This window comes from Spirosoma sordidisoli, from assembly GCF_004138325.1.
In the GTDB taxonomy this organism is placed as follows: Bacteria; Bacteroidota; Bacteroidia; order Cytophagales; family Spirosomataceae; genus Spirosoma; species Spirosoma sordidisoli.
The window spans coordinates 69646-90281 of sequence record NZ_SBLB01000013.1 but is presented as its reverse complement, the minus strand read 5'-3'; the positions used below and the strand labels follow the sequence as shown (position 1 = coordinate 90281).

Here is a 20636-nt window from a genome sequence, read left to right as displayed (position 1 = left end):
TTAATTATTTTTCTGTCTCTTTAATTGCCCAATTTAAAGAGCCGATGTAGGAACACTTCGTTGTCTAGAGCGGGAGTCCATCTATGAACGTTTCTTCGTCTCATTCAGGAGAGTTCTAAAGTACAACGCTTGGCCACCAATTAGCAGTGCCAAGCGTTGTACTTTAGTGATGGACGCTATTTATTTAGTAGAGCGGCCTGTTCTCGTTACTTCTTTGTAAATGGATAACAGGTCAAATTTGCAGAGATAGTCTGATTGTAACGTTCAGCCTGGGCTACCTTAAAAAGGGGTATGAGGCTCTCAAAGTATTTGACTTCGCCGAAGAAATGCGTACCGAAACGATAACCCAACCCAAAAGAAAATCCTAAATCGGATCTCTTAAGGAAGGGAATACTATTCGTATACCCGCCTTTGGGCAAAAAATCAGTTCGATTCGAGACCAAATAGCCCACTTGAAATCCTGGTGAGAGTATAACAGGGTGTCGTTTGAATCGGCACCGAAGCGAAACCGGTAGGGTAAAATAATTGTACTTTGTTCTCACTTTATCGAACGGGCCCGGGTTTGTCAGAAACACTATATTTCCCTGCCTTGAATACAACAAATCATAAGACAGGGATACTCTCTGAGTAAATCGCTGTTCTATCGACAAGCCAATTAGATACGAGACCAAATAGTCATTTCGTGTTCCCTTCTCGATAAAACGAGACATAGTTATGCCGCTCTTCACGCCTGCGCTATAGATAACACTTACTTGCCCTCGTACGAGGGCAGAGTTAATACACGCACAAACCCAGATCACAAGGATCAGCAATGGCCGTCTCATAGTAACAGGTTTAGTTGATAATAACCCGTACACTTTCCACTTTACCATTCTCGTAAATACCCTGTATATAGTAGGTGTCCCTAGGCAAATCCTGAACGTTTATATCAATGTGTAATCCGCCCTTAAGGTCTTGTTTTGAGATTTCTTCCCTAATTTTAATTTCTTTAGCGACCCCTGTTTTTTCGCGCGCTAGTTGCATACGGACAGGCAAATATTCGACCTCATCGATTGGGTCAAAGAGTACTGTTAGCGTATTGCTGGTTGGATTGTTAGCCACGCGATAGGATCCGCCACAATTGCTCTTAAAAAAGGTACGGGAGGTTGAGCCCGTCGTACCACAGGCCGAATTCGTCACCTCGACCTGAACGATAAATCCTCCAGGATTTGTCCCTGACGTTGGCGCTACGGAAACGTTCGGGCCGTAGCCATAATAGTAGCCCACGCTGCTGCTACCTTGGGGAATAGACCAGTTGTAACTGTATTGTGAGAGGGGCAAGGTTGGATGCGACGTAAAGCTATACGTCTGACCGCTGCATAGTGAAGAACCAGGGTCAGGACTGCCGGTGAAGTTTAAGTCGCTGCTGGTAGGCGTACCAATGTGATAAGTGACTGGGTTGGTCTGCATATTACTGCAACCCGGTACCTCTCCATATACCGTCAAGGTTCCATACGAATTGTGTTGTACCGTGACACGGCTTATGGTATTATCGTTTACCCGGTAGCTCGATCCCCCATTTACGGTAATACCACCCGTTGCCTGCCAGACGACATTGGCTGAATTAGGGCCGTAGTAGTTAAGCGTAGCTGAAAAATCGCCCGTTTGTCCTGCTGAGCAGAGTGTTGGCGTAATCGTCAGGCTGGGCGTCGACCGGCGCGTGATGTAAATGGTAACCAAGGTATTGTAAACGCGTGCCGACACGGAGCCAACATTAAAGTTCGGATCCATCGTGAGCACAATCACGTTATTTCTTTGTGTGTGATCCTCGTTGTAGATGTAATAACTAAAATTGGATGACACATTCCAGTCCGACACGCCTTGAATCGGCGAAAAATCAGAGTCATCAAAGGGTGATAAATAAATCGTTTGGTTAAGGCTGCAATCGATGTAAGCCGTTTGGCCATTTTGATAAGTTCCTATTTGTTGGGCGAAGAAGACCGTAGCAGGATTTTGATAATAAATCCGCATCGAACCGGCCAATACGGATGGCAGATTTAAAAAAAACAAAACGACAAGCAGACTGCTTAAGCAAACGTTTTTCATAGCGCTGTTCCAGTAAAAAATGAATTGTATATTGTTGATCGGGCTTGAACTCTACTAGGAAATAGTGAATTAGCCTTGCAATACCGAGTTTAAGTACAGCCTAGTCATTGCTCTTCTCGATCTTTATACCACCAACCTCGGTATAGCAACCCGTATACAACGCCAATGCAAATAGCGGATGGCAGGGTGACCCAGTGTATGGCAGTACGTGCTACATTTCCTGCTAAACTATTTTGCAAGAGGATACCCGGTAGTGAATACACCATACTCACGATAGCCCCGATAACGATGTGATTGAGATATGTACTCGTTCGAAATTTATCAATCACAATTTTGTAAATGGCAAAACCGGGTAGATAAAGCAACCAAAAGCCATAAATTGCTAGAAGAAACAACGCGTAGCGTATGCCTATCAATTGGTTTTCGATTGAATAACCTCCCGTATATCCCCCAATCTTTTCAACGTATACGCTAAAGAAGTTGGGGGATACACCTAAGATAATCGCATGCGTTAGCAAGCAAACTAGAAGAGTTACCAAGCCTTTTAAAATTACTTTCCCGAGTTGCATTAGTTACAGGGCAACGTGCTTAAAGAACGATTCTCATCCAGTGCTCTTTTCACGTCGTCCCATTTCGGCCGGTTTCTCACCGGCTGTAAAATTTGAGGTTGCGCTCCATGAGTTGTGAGGAATTGATACATCTTGTTCTGCATGCTGATCCACAGCGCATCCGCCTGATCGAAAGGTATGCCTAGGCTCTGCTGGGCAAAATGCCCTAAATAATTAGTCAACCGATCGGCCCCTTGCGTATTAAACATGTATCCTCCTGCCGTTTCGTAGATGCTAAACGTACGGACTCCACTAACGGGATGATCCTGAACAAACGCGTCATGGATTGTGGCAAACGTCCATCCCGCAGACTCCTGACCTTGGTGATGTTCGGTTACGATAACTGAGCCGGCGTCGCCTGGAATATTGATCAATATGACAGCCCCCGTGGCGTAATTACTCCCCCATAGACCCGCTTCGTTCTCGCCGGTGAGTGGGTGGGGTGAAAATGAGCTCAGTGAGGTATCAACAAAGTCATTTATATGTAATCGAACATACTCAGCAAACTCATTTAGGGAGAGTCGTCGACCATCTACAATGGGCAGATCGTCCATAAAAACGGAGAAATTATCTAAATTTACCAGCGTACCAACGGCCGAAGAGATCGATTGGACATACCAATCCTGTGGTACGTTCGGATATGAAGGGAAAAGTCCCTGATTAAAAGGAGAAAATGTTGCCAATCGATTCAGCTTATCTTTTACTGCGGTAGTGGCTCGGTGATCGATCTGATAGCGCCAGCTATCGGTCAGACCAGGACACGGACCAAATAAGGCTTTTTTGTTATTGTAAAGCTCCAGCAGAGCCGTAGCTCCTGAACCCGTTAATGGACTGAACGGATTGGAGGGATTGCTTGGATTACTAGGGTTGAAGGGGTCATACGTTGGGTCAGGGGTACAAATTTGAAAGTATTCAGGCCCGCCACCGTTTTGCCAGACATCACAGCTTATATAGGAGCCTGGCGCTACTTCATTCGGGCGCTGAGGGGTAGGCGGATACGTCCCTAACCGATAATATAGCACCGTTCCAACAACGGTCGTTTCATTGTAGCGGTTGGTGCAGCCGATGTATATATATTGACGAAGCCAGTCTTCACAGTATTGCATTTTGCGGGCATTCGGACTCCCCGCTTGGTTGGGCATCACTCGACCAACCACTTTGCCTTTCTCGTAGCGGTTTCCGCCAACGACCTTACCGGCCCAATCCCAAAGAAGCTGCATCCCCGTATAATCAGCGTCCCCCGTAAATCCTGGGTGCAAATTGGTGTACTCAGCATCAGGCGTTAATTCCATAACCCGGATCTGAAACTCACCTTTGACATCCTTGTGAATAATTGCTTGAAGGAGCGGAGCCGGTATCTGCGCCTTTGTCGTTGGATCAACTATGACGCGTTTGCCACCAGCTGCTTCAGCCAAGGGGACCTGAACGTAGGATGTCCTATTGGGTAGTTGTTTCACTACCGCTTGTTTCCATATAAATACATGGTTCGAGAATCGTTGAGTAGCATTGCTGTCTCGTTTAACAAAACGCTCGACCCAAGGCTTTGTTTCCGAAACCGAAATGGGATTATCACTACTGATTAGAGGCTCAAAGAACTCTTGGCGGGAACAGGAGGCCGCAGCGATTAATACTAAAATAACGACCCACGTTTGATACGCTAAAAGATTTTTCATACGTTTGTCAGGTTTGATAAGGAAACATCGAACTACTTAAAGCCCCACTGCTGTCGCCAAACTGTCGTGGGGCTTTTTTTGTCTCTAAAATTAGGGCAGAGAAGGTCTTAAGTCAACATAATTGATAGGGTTAATGCGTGAAATCACCATATTTATGCGTGAAATCATCCATAAACCTTTAATTCTATTTTGGTGTAACTACAATATAACTATATACATTTAATGTATAATATTACCATTATGTTACCCTTAAGTAATATCACTTAAAAACGAGTTTAAGTAATTTTCTGCTCACTAAATGGTGACTACGTAAGCTTACAGTAACACGTGACTGGTGGAGTTACGGAACATTCTGGCCCGCTCCCACCGGGATTCCAACTCGTAGCCGTCCCGTTCGGCTTTGGTTAGGGCATTCTACTACCTAGATACCCAGCGTCTTGATATCCGCAGATGGTTCATTGGAAGAAAATGACTTCATTCTATGCGGGTGTATAACATACATGAGCACCCTATTAGCTTTACCTTGTTGATAAATCTGCCGGTATGATGCCGTAACCACGGGCGGATCGTGAGGTGGTAAGTGACGTCCCGCATTGAGGCCCTGTTGTATCTATTCCACAAGTTGGTTGAAACGCTTCGGTCGGATACCGAGCAGGGCGTCGAGGTCTACCTGCGGGTCTACCAGCCAAATGCGTCGGAAGAAATTGGTCCACGCAATGGTCCGTATGATTCAAAGTAAAGACAGCGAAATGTTAATGTCTATCAAATGCCATTAGTCATATACGCAAGCAAACAACCGACTAAAAATGTACTGGTCAATCGAACTATGGAAAATACTCGAATCTCATGATACTCCCATTTAATGAAGCAGTCAAACGCAGCTTCCTGCCTCCTGGACTGGTGGTATATCAAGGGCATCTGTCTAGTTGAGCCTACGCTATTTACCGACTTCAGCTTTGTTGAGTTGTGCATCCTTTATGACCAACCCTATAGCCGAAATGATTAAACCAGGGTCATCCCGATGAACAAAGTGACCCGCAGATGCACTGTAAAAAAAACGCCCTTTAGGCACGGTGGTCACTAACTGTATCCAACGATCGATCCGATGTTTGGTCTTGGCCTGAAATAAAGCCTCATCAATCGGTTTAGCATCCGGAAACGGCTCAAAGCGACCACTGGTGATCAAGCTAATCGGTATATTGGGCAGGGGTTTATCCCGAAACTCAGCCCACTCGGATCGTCTTAGGTCAAACAAAACCTGTAACTCCTCCTGGAGTGAAGGGGGCATCTTCGGGTTGGCTTTAAAGGGCTGGGCTCGGCGCTGGGCCAATGCACTATCCACCTGTACTTGGCTCATGCCAACATCCCGCATATATTGTCCATGATGGTCAATCATCTCCGTGAAGTCGGCCGGGTCAATAATAACCAGGCCTGCCAGTTCCTGGGGATAATAGACCGCAAAGCCTCGTACATAAGCACCGCCCAGTGAATGCCCTACCAGGATATACGGAGGCTTGGCGTTTAGGGCTTGTAAGAGTTTGCGGAGTTTACCGGCTACATTCTTAACCGTGGGCATGTCTTGATCCGGTTGCGAATCGCCCACCCCCGGCCGATCATAAACAACAGTAGGTGCTAGCTTGCCAACTTCATCCAGGATTAGATTCCAGTGATCCATTGGAGTACCGAAGCCACTTTCAAAGACGAGTATAGGTTGCCCTTCTTTCCGGGTTTCTAATCCTGAGGTTCGTAGGGCAATTTGGGTACCATCGAGGGTAATTTTATGGCTTTGTGCATTTGCACTGAAACAAAAACTACCGAGCATTAGTAGTAGCAGTTTCTTCATTTAGGAAGAAAATTAGTGTAGTCTAAAAGATGCACGGTTGGTCTTAAATCCACATCATATGGTTAATTTTAATTGATACGATCTAGCCCTCTCAGTAGTAAAGCAGATAAAAGAGGCTTTCTCGTCTCATTTTGGGAGCGTTTTTGCGAGACTGTTAGACCTAACTCAAAAAACAGGTGGATGCCCTTTATCGACAAATTTCCGACCACTTTGGCGGCCCGGCCGGGGATATGGGATCGTAGAGGTGAACTAGGTTGTAGGGATCACAAGCTGACAGAAGAGCGCGGTAGCCTAACTTGGCCACGACAGCCATTTCGCCTGGGTAGCACCACGATGAGCACCGTTTATCCATCCACTGATTACGTACACGTTTAGTTGATCTAACGGTACCGATTTCCTGACTACGTTAAACTAAAATAAGGCCAGGGGGTTGGTTATTTACCAGTTTGTGATCATATACATCTTACTACGTTTTATTTTGTGAAAGGGATCGTCTTTACCCAATTTCTTAACCACATCGAAGATCAGTTCGGCTATCCACTAGTGGATAGCCTACTTCTTACCACGGACCTACCCTCCGGTGGGGTCTATACCTCGACAGGCACGTACCCTCCCGAAGAGCTAAACCGCCTGGTGGCAGGCTTCAGCCAAGCGTCTGGTCAATCCCAGCCCGAAACGCTCCGGCACTTTGGCCAATACCTGTTTGGCTCTTTTTTAACGGCCCACGAACATTTTATTCTAACGGCTCCAGACGCATTTGCTTTCCTAGCATCGGTACCTGCCTACATTCATGTGGAGGTACAAAAATTATATCCGGAAGCGGAATTACCTCACTTTACCATCGCCCAGCCCGATGCGAACACGCTGCACATGCGCTACCAATCCACCCGGCGGATGGCAGACTTGGCGTACGGGTTAATCCAGGGCACGTTGGCCCATTTCAACGAACAGGCCCAGATCACCTGCATTCCCCAATCGGCGGATGGTAGCCTGGTCGATTTTATCATTGTCCGGCAGACGGATGACCACGATAGCGAGTGAGTCTGCGTATTCATCCGCCTAAGAGGCTATAATGAATACTACGCCAACCTAACCAGGCTCCGGTCGGATCAATCAGGATAAACGCAAAGCCTGTTTGGCCGGTCCTGACCCGACCCACCTATGCTTACCGACGCCCTTGTCGATGTGGGCGACAATACCCCCAGATAGGCGCAGTACACATCTAGTCGTTCTTAGTCTTGTTGCGAGCCTCAGCAAGGAAAAGTTCTCCAGCCGCTCAGCCAACCGGCGGGGTTGGCTGAGCGGCTGGAAGCACAGGATGGCCACGCACTGACAGGGATAGCCGCTACGAGCTGGCCTTCCGGGAGCGCTTCCTGCCTAGCCAGCCCCCCCCACGCCTTCGTGGACTGACTGGACCGGCGCTCCCGGATGGCCTGGACCATCACGCCCGTCGTAAGCAAGGCACACGCACCCGCTACGATGGCCACGCGGGTCGCCTTCTCGTGGTAATTTCAGTCATCGAGAGCACTGTAGTTCGCGAATACCTGACCAAGGGACAGAAAAGAATCATTTGCAACAAAAGACTGATATACAGCCGTATATCCTGGTTATTTTGCCGTGGAATGCCTGGTCAGTTTTCAGCGAAATCAGGTGGTCAATATTCCCGAAACTTCCAATCTGAACACCGAGCTGACGTTAATTCACTCGTATTTCCACCTCTTGAAAACCCGCCACGGCGACGGCCTCGACCTGCGTAAAGCCATCGAGACCGATTGGCAGGGGCAACTGCGGGTGCAGAACACGCTCCCAAAGAAGCCGACCCGCGTCATGAGCAACGGGGTCGGCCTGGCCAATATCCTGGCAAAGTATCAGATGGTAAAACAGCCCACGCCCACCATTCAGGAAACCGACGGGTAGTTTATCGTGACCCTGCCGTTGATTGGGCAGTGAGCTATTTCGTGCGGGTTATTCGGAAGAAACCTTCGATGCGGGCCGTGGTACTGAGGGCCTCGTTGCCTGGGTAGATAATACCTGCTTTGCCGAGTTCAAACTTACCCGTAATTGGTTCGCCAACCTTACCGAACTGGCTGATCGTGATGGCACCGGGGCTGGGGTAGGCAACTCTGCCGATCCGGTAATAATGCACATACATCAACGCACCACCCTGATCGGATAGCAGAAACTGCGGTCCTGTTTCGCTGAGACTCCAGGCCTGTCTGACACCCCCAATCGAGCCAAAATCAACGCTGCCGGATTGATCGAAGGGCGGGTTGAATTGTGTCAGATTAACGCCAACCGGCTTGCCATTGTCGATACCCCCACCGTTTGCCATAAAAACAGCCATGCCCGGCTTCGTGGGGTCCGACAGGATTTGACCGCCCAACGCCACTTTCGTATTAACCCAGGGGCCGCCGTTGATTCGGTAGGTGATGCCGTCGTCGCCCACGTAGATGTTCGACACCAGCCAGAGTTCACCGTAGGGTTTGCCGTCGATCACAGTCGGGCCGTTCAGTTTAATCGTCACGGCCACCGGGTTGCGGACGGGCGACGTGTTGGGGGCGTAGTACAGTGCTTTCCACGCTGCCGGCACCAAATGCCCCACCCCAACGAGCTTCCAGCTCGTATAATCCACAACGGCCGAAGGCGACTCAAACGGTTCAGGTACGTCGGTATCCTGAAGAATAGGCACGATCAGCTCGTTCGTCAACAGACGCACCTCTAAACCGATGTTGCCGCCCGGTTTTACAAACCCGACTGCGGGAGCCAAAAAGGCCCGTTCCAACACAGCCCAGTCGCTGAAGTGCGTCGTCTCCACGCTGACCGTGTGGGCGGTAGTATCTACTTTACCTTTCGCGGCCAACCGCCATATACCTTTCTCGTTTTGGTACGCCAGGGCCAAGGCTTCGGCAACGGTGCCGTCGAGGCTTTCGGGCGAGTAGCGAACGCTGATCGTGACGGGCTTTTTGAAGGTAATGCCGTGTGGCGCGAGCCGGAAGCCTGTGCCCAGCCCCTGCGGACCGGTGTTGGTGATCGGCTGGATACTGAACGTCTGACTCGTTTCAACGGCCCCTGCCGGTACGGTAATGATCAGGCGATCGTCGGCAGTGGTTAGTTTACCCCCCGACGGGCCGATGGTGGTGGTGGTCGCTTCGCCCAGTAACGTACCTACGGCACACACTTTGCCGGGGCGGGTTTGTGGCGTTTCGGGTCCGCTGGGGCCTTGGGGGCCAAGGACATCGGAATCTTCTTTACACGCAACCGACAAGGCGGTGAGTGTAAGACTCAGCAAGAGGGTATACAACTTATTCATGGCTCGTTCGTAGTTATTGTTTACGGAGCCAAAGGTGGTGGGTGGTGGGTGCGTTGAAAACGGGCAAGCCGATGAAACGGAAAAAGCCGCTCATGAAGCGGCTTTTGAGCTTACGGATGACAACGGAATGGTCACACACGGGCCGGAGCCAACCATCGCCATAGGCCTTCAACAGGTCCCTGACCGTGGCGATGTAGCCACCATTGGCTCATAAGCACTTGCAGCGCATAGATGCCCAGTGCGATAACAGTTCCGCTCACTGCGTTGACCTGGCCCATCAGTTGCGGCCCGTGGGGCCATCCATAGAATAGTGCTACACCAAATACCGATTGCAGCAGGTAGTTTGATAATGACATACAGCCTATGGGTATAAATAGTCGCAACCACTGCTGGCTGCGTACTCGTTCATAAAGCCGCATAAACAGGGCTACGTAGGCCAGCGCATGGAGTAGCATTCCGCCCGCCAATGCGAATGGTACCCAGACCAGCCAAGGCGAGTCGAGGTTAAGTACGCCGTGCCGTAATGCCCAGAACGCTACACTTGCCAGTACGCCAACGCTGAAACCCCAGCCCAGCCAGCGGTTGGTGAGTTGGCGGAAGCGGTCGGGATGCCGGAAGTAGCCAATCCGGCCCAGCCAAACGCCCAGTAGCACCCGTCCTGTTACAGTCGCAAACGTGATGGGCGAGTCTTGTACAAAATTGTGTAGCGGGTCAATGGTCCAGTTGGCGCCCACAACGTCCCAATACGTACCTGTGCGGAATACCTGGTAGACTTGCGCAATGTCATAGGGGTATTGCTGGAGCGAGAGGGCAGCATTCAGAATAAAGACCGTGCCCGTTAGAAACACGGCGCAAAAGAGGCCAACCCGCAGCACCCACTTGTCCGACCAGTTAACTGTTAGTACCAGTAGCATACCAACGAGAGCGTAGTTACGGAGAATATCGCCCCACCATAGCAGCCAGGTATGAACGCAGCCGATCAGCAGTAGTACAGTCATGCGCCACAGGAAATAAGCCCGGAAGTTGTCGGCCCGACCAGCACTCCCCCGTGTTTGAGCGTTGGTAAGCATAACTGAAAATCCTACGCCAAACAGGATAGAGAAAATAGTCAGAAACTTGGTTTCAATCAGTACGTTATTGAGCATATTCAGCATCTCGCTGAGAAACGTGCTACCCAGTGCCTGCCGCTGCGCAGGGGGCAGTGCGTCATAATCCGTGAATGAACCGATGTTGGCCAGGATAATGCCCAGCAGGGCCAGCCCGCGCAGTGCGTCGATACGCTCGATGCGGGACTGGCTTTTTGTTTGAGGGGGGGCTTCTGAAAGCATACTAATAAGAAGTTATCGTACAAAACTCTTTACAGCCTGAGTGAATTTATCGGTTTCGGTCACGAACGGCTCATGCCATGAGTCGGCAAAATCGACTTCCGTTACGCGGGCGTTGGTGAGGAGGGGCTTGGTGGCCCGGCCTACTTCCATCGGTACCACCCCGTCTTTGACACCCCAGAACAAGGCAACCGGGATGTGGATGTTCTTCAGCAGCGGCCCTTTCTCGAACGTGCGGCTATCCACTTCGCCATAGTACATATAGGCCTTCCCGTGGGTGAATTGGGCCAGGGCCGTGTTGGGCGAATTGAAGGCATAGTTGATGACGTATTTGTTGTTGTCGAAGAGCGAAACGGGGTTGCCGTCGAGCTCGTACATCCAGCGGTAAATACCCTCCCAGTCGATGGTGGCCGTGTTTTCAGGCGTGACAGGGTTGGCCAGCAGGTACGTCTCGGCTTCGGTGTTTTTCTTCAAACGGGCCTCCCGCAACGCCCATTCGCGAACATTGTATAGCCAGTTGTAGTAGGAGTACATACCGTTTACGACCATTGCCCCTGACACCTGTTGCTGGTTGTTGCCCGTGGTTAGAAACTGCCACACCAACTCCACCCCAAAGCTGTGGCCAAGTAGGTAGATTTTGGCCTGTGGGTACTGCTTTTTGAGCAGCTTCACCACCAGTTCCATGTCTTCGCCAAATTGCGTATACCGCAATGTGCTCTCGGATACCTTGCCCGACGAGGAACCCGCCACGCGCTGATCCCAGTAGGCCACCATCGCGTCTTTTTCGATACCCTTGAGGTAGTAGCGGTAACACATAGCGCAGTCGCCCGGACCGCCGTGAACAAACAGAACGATCTTGTTGGATTGTGAGTTGCCGCTGATCCAGATAGGCATGTCGGCCCCTTTGTTGCGGAGGAAGAGGGTTGTTTGCTCGGTAGGTTTCACTACGTCGCGGTCGCCACAGGCCAACAGGCTCAGCAGCAGACAGAAAGAGAGGAGTATATAAATCGTTTTCATAATTCTCAAAAGAGAAAGATTGTTGTTACTGATTAAGAATAACCCCTGCTTCCAGGGCAAATCGTTTGAGTTCGCCCGTGTTGTAAGGCCGCTGCTGCATAAGGTTCAGGCGGGTGTACCAACTCAAGGGCAGGTGGTGTTTCACCGACAAGTCGCGCCCAACCCCTACCGAAACCGTGGGCATAAATGCGCTGCCACCCGCCAGCCGAACGCGCTCGAAGTCGCCATCCGCCTTGGCCTGATATGTGGTGCCGTCGAGGAAGTAGCGGAAGTAGGCGGGGGCAACGCACAGATCGAACAGCCCACCTCGACGGCCCACGCGCCGGTAGGTTAACTCCGGCGATAGAATGAAGCCGATGTGGTTTTTCGGGTGCCGGTAAGCGGCCAGGCTGGGGGCAATCAGGAATTGTTTGGTCGCCTGATTGCGGACGTTGACATGCCCCCAGACAGGACGCTCGTAGGCGACCTTGAGGCCGTAGTGGGTCACGGTTTCGCCGTAGTAACCCAGGCGAATTGATTGCCCTTGTGCCAGGGTCAGGCCGACGGTGAGCAGGGCGATGGAGTACAGAAATAGTTTCATTGTATTGGTTGTTGTTTTACAATGCAAACGTAGAGTGAGATTAGTCAACCGCCTGTTAGTAAATGGGTTGTATTGGGCGAATCAGGGGAGAATACATCCGAATCAGGTGGTTTTTAGGGTGAATCAGAAGCCTTCTTCGAGCCATTTTTTGAACTCCGGCGTCCGTTGTTGGCTCACCATAATGTCGCGGGGCAGCGCGGGTTTTACTTCCACTTTCACCTTGCCGTAGGTGTCGTTGAGGTAGGAACTACAAGCCCTGCGATGAATAATGAATTGGCGATTGACCCGAAAAAAAACGTCGCTCGGTAGGTCGCGGCTCAGTTCATCAAGCGAGTTATTGACGACATATTTGCTTCCCGAAAAGGTGTGCAGAAATAGGGTGGCTTCGTCGATATAGATATAGGCCACGTCGTCTATAAACACCGGCACGTTTCGTAGCCCGCTGCTCACGATCAGCGTTTTTCGTGTGGTGGTTACGGTTGGTGGTTCAGGAGATTTAACCAATTCCAATTCCGGTTCGGGTTTCGCAGGAGAGGGTGGGGGCGTTGTGGCCTTCTGGTAGAGATAGAGACTGAAATACAGCAGGTTGAATAGGCCAATTACCAACACGCTGATCGGAAATTCATAAACGGGATAGCTTGACTCGGCAATGGGTTGCCCCACCACAAACCGAAAATAGAGCGCTGCCAACCCCGCAGACAGGATCACCGGCCCCATAAATCCCAGCATGAACTGCCCAGCAAATCGGCGGGCGGGTTGCGCAAACCAATCGTATCGGTGATCTAACCAGACGGTTGCCGACCGCACCACCCCCCAAACGGGCCCCGTCATCAGGGCTGCCCCGATCAAATCCCGGGCATAGTCGGGGCGGCTCCACAAGGCAAATAGGCCCTCATCCTGGCCTATTGTCGCAAAAAAATAACCGAGTAGCAGGCTACCGGTTATTATCAACCAACGGTCGTTATAAGTTGATTTCATGTTCGTTAATAACTTAATGCCTTCGTGTTACATTGTCAATTACAGGAAGGGCAATTGAAAAACAATAGAGGTGCAGGTTGATAGTAGAGAGATAGTCCTCGTTTTTTTATGTAAAGAGTATTTATTTTCAGGTACGTTGGGGCACTGCTAAGATTACGGCAGCGCGGTCAGCCACTCCTGCGCGGACTGGCGGGCGGCCATCGTCGAGGTTTTGCCCATACGGAAGAGCAGCTTCCACGTGCCGGGTTTGCGCTCATAGGCCGGGTTCACGAAGTACTGTTTCGACCTGCTGGCATAGAGCTTTGCCCCGAAATCGACCTCATCGCAGAGGGCAACGAAGGCACGCAGTTGCTTCCGAAGCGGTGGGCGCACATCGCTGGCTGCGTCGAGGGCAGCTTTCTGTTTGCGGTACTCCGCGTTGTGGATTTTGGCATCAGCGAGTTCCTGGCTGGCGTTTGCCTCGTATTGCTTGCCGCTTTTGCGGAGCCGCTGTTCCTGGTAGGCCACGTACTGCTTCTTGAACTCGGCGGGCTTGCCGGCGTTGGCTGCGAGCATCCGCTTCAGGTCGGCTACCTCCTGGGTGAGCTGGGTACGTTCGGTGCCGGTGGCGGCTGCGGCCTGCGCTTCCAGTTGCGGCACCTGCGCCTTGAATACAGTGTAGAACATGGTTGAGTCCAGGGCACTCATCGTTTGGCGCAGGGTGGCAGTCTGAGCCTCGACCGCCCCATCGACCATCCCTACCTCCGCTTCGCGCTGGGCGATTTTTTCGTCGCTGTAGGCTTGATCGACGTTGTACTGCTCACTCAGCGACTGCCGGTATGTCTGTCTGAATGCGTCGGATTCCGCGTAGGTACGTACCACCCTGCCGAGGGCCCGCACGGTGGCGGCTTGCGCGTCGGCGGGGATGCGCCGGGTTATCCGGCGCATGAGAGCGGTGGGTTCGACATAGAACAAGCCGTCGGCTTTAAGGTTGGCGAGCGCAGCGGCTTCGATATTCGCCATTGTAACGCCCGTGTCAGTCAGTACGTCGGCGAGGCCCAGGGCTACCAGCGAAGCGACGAGCACGGCCACGACGGCAAGGGAAGCAAGGGACTTGATCATGGGAGTGTTGTTTACTGTTTGTTGGCTCAAAATTGGCGCGCAACCCAGCAGTAGCCTTGACACAGCCCGATGAACCGGGATTTTGGCTTGGTGAAGCATCGAAAAGTCGCTTTTTAGCAACGCTTCGTGCAACGATAGTAAAGCCAGGCGGGCTTACTACCCAGTAGCATTGAGTACATACCTTTAGGTGAATTTCAAAATAATTCCGTGGAGTTTTAGTTTTGATTACGCACCTGTTGCCCGGCCTCACGTATGAAAACACTGAACTACTCCCGCTACGACTCGCTAATGCAGTTGATCGTATTGCCCATGTACATCGGTCTGCTCGACTGGATCATGATCGGCCATGCCTACTGGGACAACTGGACAACGTTTGGGGCAGCAACGGGCATCGTTTTCGTTGAATCGTTCGTCAACTGGCTTATCAACAACTATATAGCACTCTTTACAAACCGCCGACTCACCGACCCAAAACGATATATCAAGCCCGCACTTATTCGGTTTGGCTTAACAGGTACGTCGTCGAGCATTAATGCGACGCTGCTGTACGGCGTATTCTGGGCCATTGATCTACCCGGCTTTGAGTTAAACATCGTCCGGTTTGGCCTCGCCATGTTGTACACCCTCGTCATCGTATTTATTGTGGTCATAGCCTACGAGGCTATGGATACCTTCCTATACTGGCAATAGTCGACGGGGGATGTAGAAGCGCTTCACCGAATGGACGCATATCCTGAAATTCTGAAATAGTCTGACCCTTGCCCTAAAAGCTTCAAAACGACTAAGAAAAGGTCCGGTTATCTGAGATAATACATGCAAGTTCCTTCGTCTCAGGTGAGAGCGTTAATTGAGAATTCGAAATTTTCCTAGCTTACCAACTGATCCGTGAAAAGTTTGACTCATTTGTCATTGTATAGCCAGTAGGGGCGGTTCCCTGCACATCTTTTTAACTAATTTGTTGCTTTGAAAATAAAAATTTTCTCGGTCAAGTTGCATAAGTGAACAATATGTTAGGAGAATAAAAATAGAAATTGAACGCTTTGTCGAGTGAGTAACTTTCTCAAAAAAAAGTGAAACAGAACGGCGCTCAGGGTATAAAACTTAATGAAGCTTCCGGGGGGTATTCGGTTTATCACTGATAACCCCATCACGTAACAGTCGGGATACGATAGTACGGGCTGAGAAGTATTCGCCCCGGCGGGAAGGCGTAGAGGCCGCACCCCGCCAGAAAGACTCATTGGTAGCCATGGACCGCATGTCAAAACTAAACTGGGATAAGTTATCCCCATCAGGAGCGTCTAAGGATAGAAAGCTTCCTTTGTAGGTCCGTTCGACCGTCAGCACCACCTCGCTTTGGCAGTCGTTTCCCCGTTTTCTTATTTCCTCCGCATAGGTTGCTGGTTGATACTGGTCCAGTAAGACAGTACAAACTTGATAGTTAGCCGGGAAAGCCTGGTGAAATTGCTGGGCGTATCGATCATTAGGTCGACGCAGCTTTAACACGACTAAAATTCGAGTGAAGGAAGCAGGCCGTGTCTCGGGTTTAGCTTTAGAGACAAATCCCTGTCGTTGGGTCCGTAGGGTAGTCTCAGAGATGACGTTCGAGCGCATGGCAAAGCATCCTGCCAATCCGCTTATTGAGCTGCTGAGGAGTACTATTTTCAAAAAATGCATGGCTACATCGGGTTATTAAGAGATTATATTTGAGCTGTTATATAAGTGGAAATATATTAAATGGTGTCTGCGACGCTGTATTTATGGATGGGGCTTTCTGCCCCAAACCCCGTAGGTTCTTTCAGGCATAGGTCGCCCCTAACTGTACCGCCCCAAAAACAATACATTAGTTGCTAGCGGTCAAAGGGTTACATGTACCAACCTAACCTACTGCTATGCAATCTAAACTCACCAAAGAAGATTTTGACAAGCTACTCATTAGCTATATCCGGCAAGTGAGCAAACAGTGTAATTTGCCCCCAGAAGTAGAGCGCACCCTGTTACGGGATCCAGCTAAAAAGGCAACGTCTAACCGTACAGTTAGGGGTGACAATGCCTAAAAAAAACCTATCACTACTAACTCACCGCCTAGCGGGTCCGCTTTACTGTTTAAGGTTGGCGCACAAAATAGGGGGTTTCGACCAGCTACGGCTGTATATACGTCAATCAGTTATCCCCCTTAGTCAATCGCTGTTGAGTGCTGGATCAACAAAAAGCCCCGGATGGCTTCGAGCTATCAATCCGGGGCACCACAATACGGGTAGTACGTGAATTAACCTATCCCTGGCGAATTGCTCCTCAGCATTGCCCGTTTCCATTCCGGTTAATGGGTCAGGGAAGTTTTTCCCGTAAATATTGCAACATAGCTTCTTGGCCTGTCTTTAGCTCTTGATATTGACGCTGAGTGGACACAGTTAGCTTAGCTACTGTTTCGGCAGTTGCGTCTGTGTTGATCTCAATACGAGCTATTTTGGAGACCTCACTGATAATCTGACCTTGTCCTTCGATCAACCGATCAACTTTTTGAAGGACATCAGCAATAACGGGCTCTAGTCGATCGAGTCTGCGGTCAGGTGTCATTCTGTCTTGAGTTCATTACTGTTTTAGGTGTTTTAGGTTTTGTATGCCCAATCAGCTGCTGCAGCAGCCTTTGAAACTGCGGCCGATAGTCGTTTTGGCAATCATGACTCAACGGGTTTATCGAGTAATTCGCTCAACTGCCCTAAGAGCCGTTGGGCTTCAGGGGCAATCGAGCGGATACCGTCGGCGTGGGACTTGTGGGCGATCTGGTTGAGATTGTTGCCTAGCTTGGCTAGTTGGTTGAGGGTTATTTAAGCTATAATTGTCCGTATTTTTACACATGCCCATTTTTAAATTAGACACACATGGAAGAGCGATGCACTATATATTTCAGCAGATCAACTGAATCCTTCAACGAAAGTAGCTTACCGATTCTACTTGAAAAATGGCGATATAGCAATGCAAACGCTGGTATTTCCGGCATCCTGCTCTACGTGCGGGGTAGTATTATACAAGTCTTAGAAGGAGAAGCTCAAGCTGTTGAAACTCTTTTTGAACGCATTCAGGCTGATCGTCGACACACTGATATTACAAGAGTGATGAACCGCCCCATTGACCAGCGCTTCTTTCCAGATTGGGCAATGGGTTACGAAACCATTACCAGTCGTCAAATGGAAGATATTAAGGGAATGGTCGTACTCGATGAGCATCATAATGCCTCGGTGAGAATTAAACCTGATGAACCTTTAATTCTGCGACTCATAAAAGTGTTCTACGATTCCCACCGCTATGATTAACTAGCTTGGCAGAGTTTGATTACTTTTTGCCAAATAACCATTGGCGCAAACTGCCAGGGCATTGCTCGACGGCTTCTTGTGTAACCCGTAGTTCTTCCTCCCGCTGATTAGCCAGTCGAGCAATGACCGTCTTTGGATCGTCGATTTCGGGCCGTAAGTCTTCCTGACGAGCTGGCGGTTGATCGCCCTTCTTAAGTTGTTGGTGAGCGTATTGGCGTAGATTCTCATTCAAATGCTGGCCGATGGTTTTATTGACGCGCTACATAACACTAGAATCCCTCTCCCCTTTCCAACGTACAATCGGGTCTGTTTCGAGGGCCTGTCTAGAGGACATGATCTTAGAAAAGTCAAACAACATAAGAATTCGTATGCAACTTGACTAATTATAATACAAATATTAAACCGTGTTCCAAACGGATCGACACTGCCAAATGGTGGATATTATATGAAACGGCTAATGCGTGCTTACTCTCAAAATACGCTGGAATACATCTGCCAGTTTCAAGATTCTCTAAGCTGTAAATGGTATTAGCTTTGTACACATTAAACTGTTCGATGAAGATCGTCATAAAGCTGTCAAAATCTCCTTCCACTGAGTCGTATAGCCAGGGGACAAGTGCTGGCGTTTGTGATGCCATTCAGGATTATAACCCGCACTGGTCAGCCTGACTCGGTCGCGGCCGTACCGGTGGTTAATCCTGTCAACCACTTTCGATAAGCTGACCAGCCGCTGATCAGGTGCATCCGTGAACAGCGCCTGCTGCTGGTGGCCAGTTGGAACGAGGCCAGACAGAATCACCCCTACTTTCTGATACTCGCATCCCAACGCATAAATGGCTTGCAGGGCCGCTTGGGCGTAACCGACCAGCTCGGCGGTGCTGCTGGTGGCGTGGGGCAGGACAACCGTTCGGCTGTTGGCGTACTGTTTGGCGGTCAGTCCGTTGCCAGGTGTTTTTCGAAAGCGGTTCGTATGGAAAAAGACCGTTAGGGAGCCAGCCGCTGAATCCTGCTTTCGTAGTTTCTCAGCCGCGCGGCTAACGTGCGTGGTCAGCGCTTCCGTGATGGTGGCCAGATTGGGAATTAATTTGCCGAAGCTGGGAGCCGTACAGATGGTCTGTTTCGGCTGGTGGTCCAGCTTCAGTAGTTTGCAGGGTAACTCCGGGGCGCGTGGCGACCGAAATCGACGCGCCTGATTCCAACGCTCCGTCGGCCCCACTTATCCCTTCCGAACAACTGATTCAGTCGCTTGCCGGGCAGGGAGTACGTTCGTCGGTAGTGCGGCTCCCCCCCTCGGTGCACGGTGAAGGCGATTACGCTTTTGTGCCGACGTTGATTCGGATTGCCCGCGACAAAGGGGTATCAGCCTATGTCGGGGATGGCAGCAGCCGATGGTCGGCGGTGCATCGGCTCGATGCCGCCCGGCTGTTTCGACTGGCGTTGGAAAAAGGTACCGCCGGGGGCGTGTATCATGGCGTCAGTGATGAAGGCGTACCCGTTCGGGAGCTGGCCGAGGTAATTGGCCATCACCTGAACATACCCACTACGACCATTACGTCCGAAGAGGCCACCGAGCATTTCGGCTGGATTAGTGCTTTTTTCAGCGTCGATTGTTCGGCATCAAGCGCCCTCACCCAACAGCAATTGGACTGGCAACCCACCCATGCCACCGTACTAGCTGATCTGAAGCAGGGACATTATTTCGCTGCTTGATCCCATGTCCGGGGTATAGCTATAGCAAGCCGGAATCCAGCTACCACGGGGCGTGCGTAAACGATGAGCTAACCGCCACCCGTGGTTCAAGATGCTGACCCTGTCTTTTTTGCGTAGTATCGGCCTATCGGTAGTGGCCGAAAGACTGCATGTCGAGATTCCCAAAGGGTATATTTATTGTACGATGGCCTTTTTCGCTCTAGTTGACCTGGTTCAGCTAAAGGCGGTAGCTCAGGTCGGAAACCCGTGAGTTGACGGCAAAAACGGCCAGACCATTATGTTTGACGGTATGATGTAGGGAGCGCACGGCTTATGTGTACAAACGGGTTGACAGCAAGCTAATCCACCTAACTTCATGACACCTTCCCTTGGTACTCGTTCGCCAGTACGGTCCTTCCTGCTGGTCATTGCTTTGCTAGGTCTGATTCTGACCAGCATCTTCCTGAGTCGTCGCAGTGTGCATGACATTCAGCAGGCATCTGTGTCCGTTTACAAAGATCGCCTGCTGCCAACCGGCATGCTGGTCAACCTGACCGCAACGATCTACCGGAAACGCCTGTTGCTGGAGACCTACGTACTCGCAACCAATAAACCGAATGCGGATCTGATGAACGCAACGCTCGACCGGTTCAACCGGCGGATAGACTCCTTACTGACCGAATTCGAACGAACCGAACTAACGGTGAAGGAAGCCGACCAACTCCGGTTGCTCAGGCAGCGGCTGACCGTTTACAACCAGTTGGAAGGCGAGCTAAGTACCAATCCAGTTGATTTACCAGCGGCCCGGCAAGCCCTCTTTGCGGGCAGTGGCAGCACGGCCTTTGGCCACCTAGCCCAAACACTCGACGAGTTGGCCTCCCTGCAACTTAGCGTGGGCGAGGAACTGTTGGACGAGTCGAGGGGCGAAACCAACTATATTTACGTCCTGACAGCGGTGCAAATTGGCCTGGTACTGCTGATTGGGCTGAGTTTATTCTGGCACCGTTTCTGATTACGACGAAGAAAGCCCCAAGTTGAACCATGCGTCCCTGTTCGGCTCTTTACTGCTCACAAGCTAAAGAGGTTTTATAAGCGGGCTTCGTTGACAGTATATGG

General features: G+C 50.5%; 20 protein-coding genes. 6 read left to right on the top strand and 14 right to left on the bottom strand.

The window, feature by feature from the left end:
* Nucleotides 1-206: 206 nt before the first annotated feature.
* The 4 genes from EQG79_RS31675 to EQG79_RS28985 form a co-directional block, all read right to left on the bottom strand.
* Entirely contained in the window at nucleotides 207-824 is a 618-nt protein-coding gene (locus tag EQG79_RS31675) for a porin family protein (RefSeq protein WP_394343330.1), read from the bottom strand.
* Nucleotides 825-834: 10 nt separating this feature from the next.
* Entirely contained in the window at nucleotides 835-2085 is a 1251-nt protein-coding gene (locus tag EQG79_RS28995; protein ID WP_129606484.1) for a hypothetical protein, read from the bottom strand.
* A 568-nt stretch (nucleotides 2086-2653) separates the two neighbouring features.
* On the bottom strand, nucleotides 2654-4366 hold the full coding sequence (locus EQG79_RS28990; protein ID WP_129606482.1) for a hypothetical protein: 1713 nt from the start codon (nucleotides 4364-4366) through the stop codon (nucleotides 2654-2656).
* Nucleotides 4367-5303: 937 nt separating this feature from the next.
* A complete protein-coding gene (locus tag EQG79_RS28985) occupies nucleotides 5304-6209 on the bottom strand; it encodes an alpha/beta fold hydrolase (RefSeq protein WP_129606480.1) in 906 nt (301 codons plus the stop codon).
* A 480-nt stretch (nucleotides 6210-6689) separates the two neighbouring features.
* Here EQG79_RS28985 and EQG79_RS28980 point away from each other — a divergent pair, with 480 nt between their 5' ends.
* Both EQG79_RS28980 and EQG79_RS28975 read left to right on the top strand, forming a co-directional pair.
* A complete protein-coding gene (locus tag EQG79_RS28980; protein WP_129606478.1) occupies nucleotides 6690-7250 on the top strand; it encodes a heme NO-binding domain-containing protein in 561 nt (186 codons plus the stop codon).
* 576 nt (nucleotides 7251-7826) lie between these two features.
* Nucleotides 7827-8126: a hypothetical protein gene (locus tag EQG79_RS28975; protein ID WP_165358978.1), complete on the top strand. Its 300-nt coding sequence runs from the start codon at nucleotides 7827-7829 to the stop codon at nucleotides 8124-8126.
* Nucleotides 8127-8160: 34 nt separating this feature from the next.
* Here EQG79_RS28975 and EQG79_RS28970 read toward each other — a convergent pair whose 3' ends face one another.
* The 6 genes from EQG79_RS28970 to EQG79_RS28945 all read right to left on the bottom strand — a co-directional run bounded on the left by EQG79_RS28970 (nucleotide 8161) and on the right by EQG79_RS28945 (nucleotide 14520).
* The gene (locus EQG79_RS28970; RefSeq protein WP_129606474.1) at nucleotides 8161-9519 is read right to left on the bottom strand and encodes a hypothetical protein; all 1359 of its coding nucleotides are present in this window, start codon (nucleotides 9517-9519) and stop codon (nucleotides 8161-8163) included.
* 131 nt (nucleotides 9520-9650) lie between these two features.
* Nucleotides 9651-10847, bottom strand: a complete 1197-nt coding sequence (locus EQG79_RS28965; RefSeq protein WP_129606472.1) for a DUF418 domain-containing protein — start codon at nucleotides 10845-10847, stop codon at nucleotides 9651-9653.
* 12 nt (nucleotides 10848-10859) lie between these two features.
* Nucleotides 10860-11861, bottom strand: a complete 1002-nt coding sequence (locus EQG79_RS28960) for an alpha/beta fold hydrolase (RefSeq protein ID WP_129606470.1) — start codon at nucleotides 11859-11861, stop codon at nucleotides 10860-10862.
* A gap of 25 nt (nucleotides 11862-11886) precedes the next feature.
* Nucleotides 11887-12441 (bottom strand): hypothetical protein, encoded by a 555-nt coding sequence (locus tag EQG79_RS28955; protein ID WP_129606469.1) that lies wholly within the window; start codon nucleotides 12439-12441, stop codon nucleotides 11887-11889.
* A 123-nt stretch (nucleotides 12442-12564) separates the two neighbouring features.
* Nucleotides 12565-13419 (bottom strand): LytR/AlgR family response regulator transcription factor, encoded by an 855-nt coding sequence (locus tag EQG79_RS28950; protein ID WP_129606467.1) that lies wholly within the window; start codon nucleotides 13417-13419, stop codon nucleotides 12565-12567.
* A gap of 153 nt (nucleotides 13420-13572) precedes the next feature.
* Nucleotides 13573-14520, bottom strand: coding sequence for a hypothetical protein (locus EQG79_RS28945; protein ID WP_129606465.1), 948 nt, complete (start codon nucleotides 14518-14520; stop codon nucleotides 13573-13575).
* Between the two features lie 252 nt (nucleotides 14521-14772).
* On the opposite strand from EQG79_RS28945, the gene EQG79_RS28940 reads away from it, so the two are divergent.
* Nucleotides 14773-15210: a hypothetical protein gene (locus EQG79_RS28940; protein WP_129606463.1), complete on the top strand. Its 438-nt coding sequence runs from the start codon at nucleotides 14773-14775 to the stop codon at nucleotides 15208-15210.
* A 1635-nt stretch (nucleotides 15211-16845) separates the two neighbouring features.
* On the opposite strand, the gene EQG79_RS28935 is transcribed toward EQG79_RS28940, so the two are convergent.
* Both EQG79_RS28935 and mobC read right to left on the bottom strand, forming a co-directional pair.
* Nucleotides 16846-17094: a hypothetical protein gene (locus tag EQG79_RS28935; RefSeq protein WP_129606461.1), complete on the bottom strand. Its 249-nt coding sequence runs from the start codon at nucleotides 17092-17094 to the stop codon at nucleotides 16846-16848.
* Nucleotides 17095-17195: 101 nt separating this feature from the next.
* Nucleotides 17196-17345, bottom strand: coding sequence for a plasmid mobilization relaxosome protein MobC (gene mobC, locus EQG79_RS28930; RefSeq protein ID WP_262708646.1), 150 nt, complete (start codon nucleotides 17343-17345; stop codon nucleotides 17196-17198).
* 54 nt (nucleotides 17346-17399) lie between these two features.
* Here mobC and EQG79_RS28925 point away from each other — a divergent pair, with 54 nt between their 5' ends.
* Nucleotides 17400-17831: a BLUF domain-containing protein gene (locus EQG79_RS28925; protein WP_129606459.1), complete on the top strand. Its 432-nt coding sequence runs from the start codon at nucleotides 17400-17402 to the stop codon at nucleotides 17829-17831.
* 19 nt (nucleotides 17832-17850) lie between these two features.
* On the opposite strand, the gene EQG79_RS28920 is transcribed toward EQG79_RS28925, so the two are convergent.
* Together EQG79_RS28920 and EQG79_RS28915 are read right to left on the bottom strand one after the other, a co-directional pair.
* Entirely contained in the window at nucleotides 17851-18063 is a 213-nt protein-coding gene (locus tag EQG79_RS28920) for a hypothetical protein (RefSeq protein WP_129606457.1), read from the bottom strand.
* Nucleotides 18064-18396: 333 nt separating this feature from the next.
* The gene (locus tag EQG79_RS28915) at nucleotides 18397-19047 is read right to left on the bottom strand and encodes a DinB/UmuC family translesion DNA polymerase (protein ID WP_129606455.1); all 651 of its coding nucleotides are present in this window, start codon (nucleotides 19045-19047) and stop codon (nucleotides 18397-18399) included.
* Between EQG79_RS28915 and EQG79_RS28910 the strand changes: the two genes are divergently transcribed.
* Both EQG79_RS28910 and EQG79_RS28905 read left to right on the top strand, forming a co-directional pair.
* Nucleotides 18999-19541, top strand: coding sequence for a Rossmann-fold NAD(P)-binding domain-containing protein (locus EQG79_RS28910; protein WP_129606453.1), 543 nt, complete (start codon nucleotides 18999-19001; stop codon nucleotides 19539-19541). The two genes, EQG79_RS28915 and EQG79_RS28910, sit on opposite strands and share 49 nt — an antisense overlap.
* 355 nt (nucleotides 19542-19896) lie before the next feature.
* A complete protein-coding gene (locus tag EQG79_RS28905; RefSeq protein WP_129606451.1) occupies nucleotides 19897-20532 on the top strand; it encodes an MCP four helix bundle domain-containing protein in 636 nt (211 codons plus the stop codon).
* Nucleotides 20533-20636: the final 104 nt, after the last annotated feature.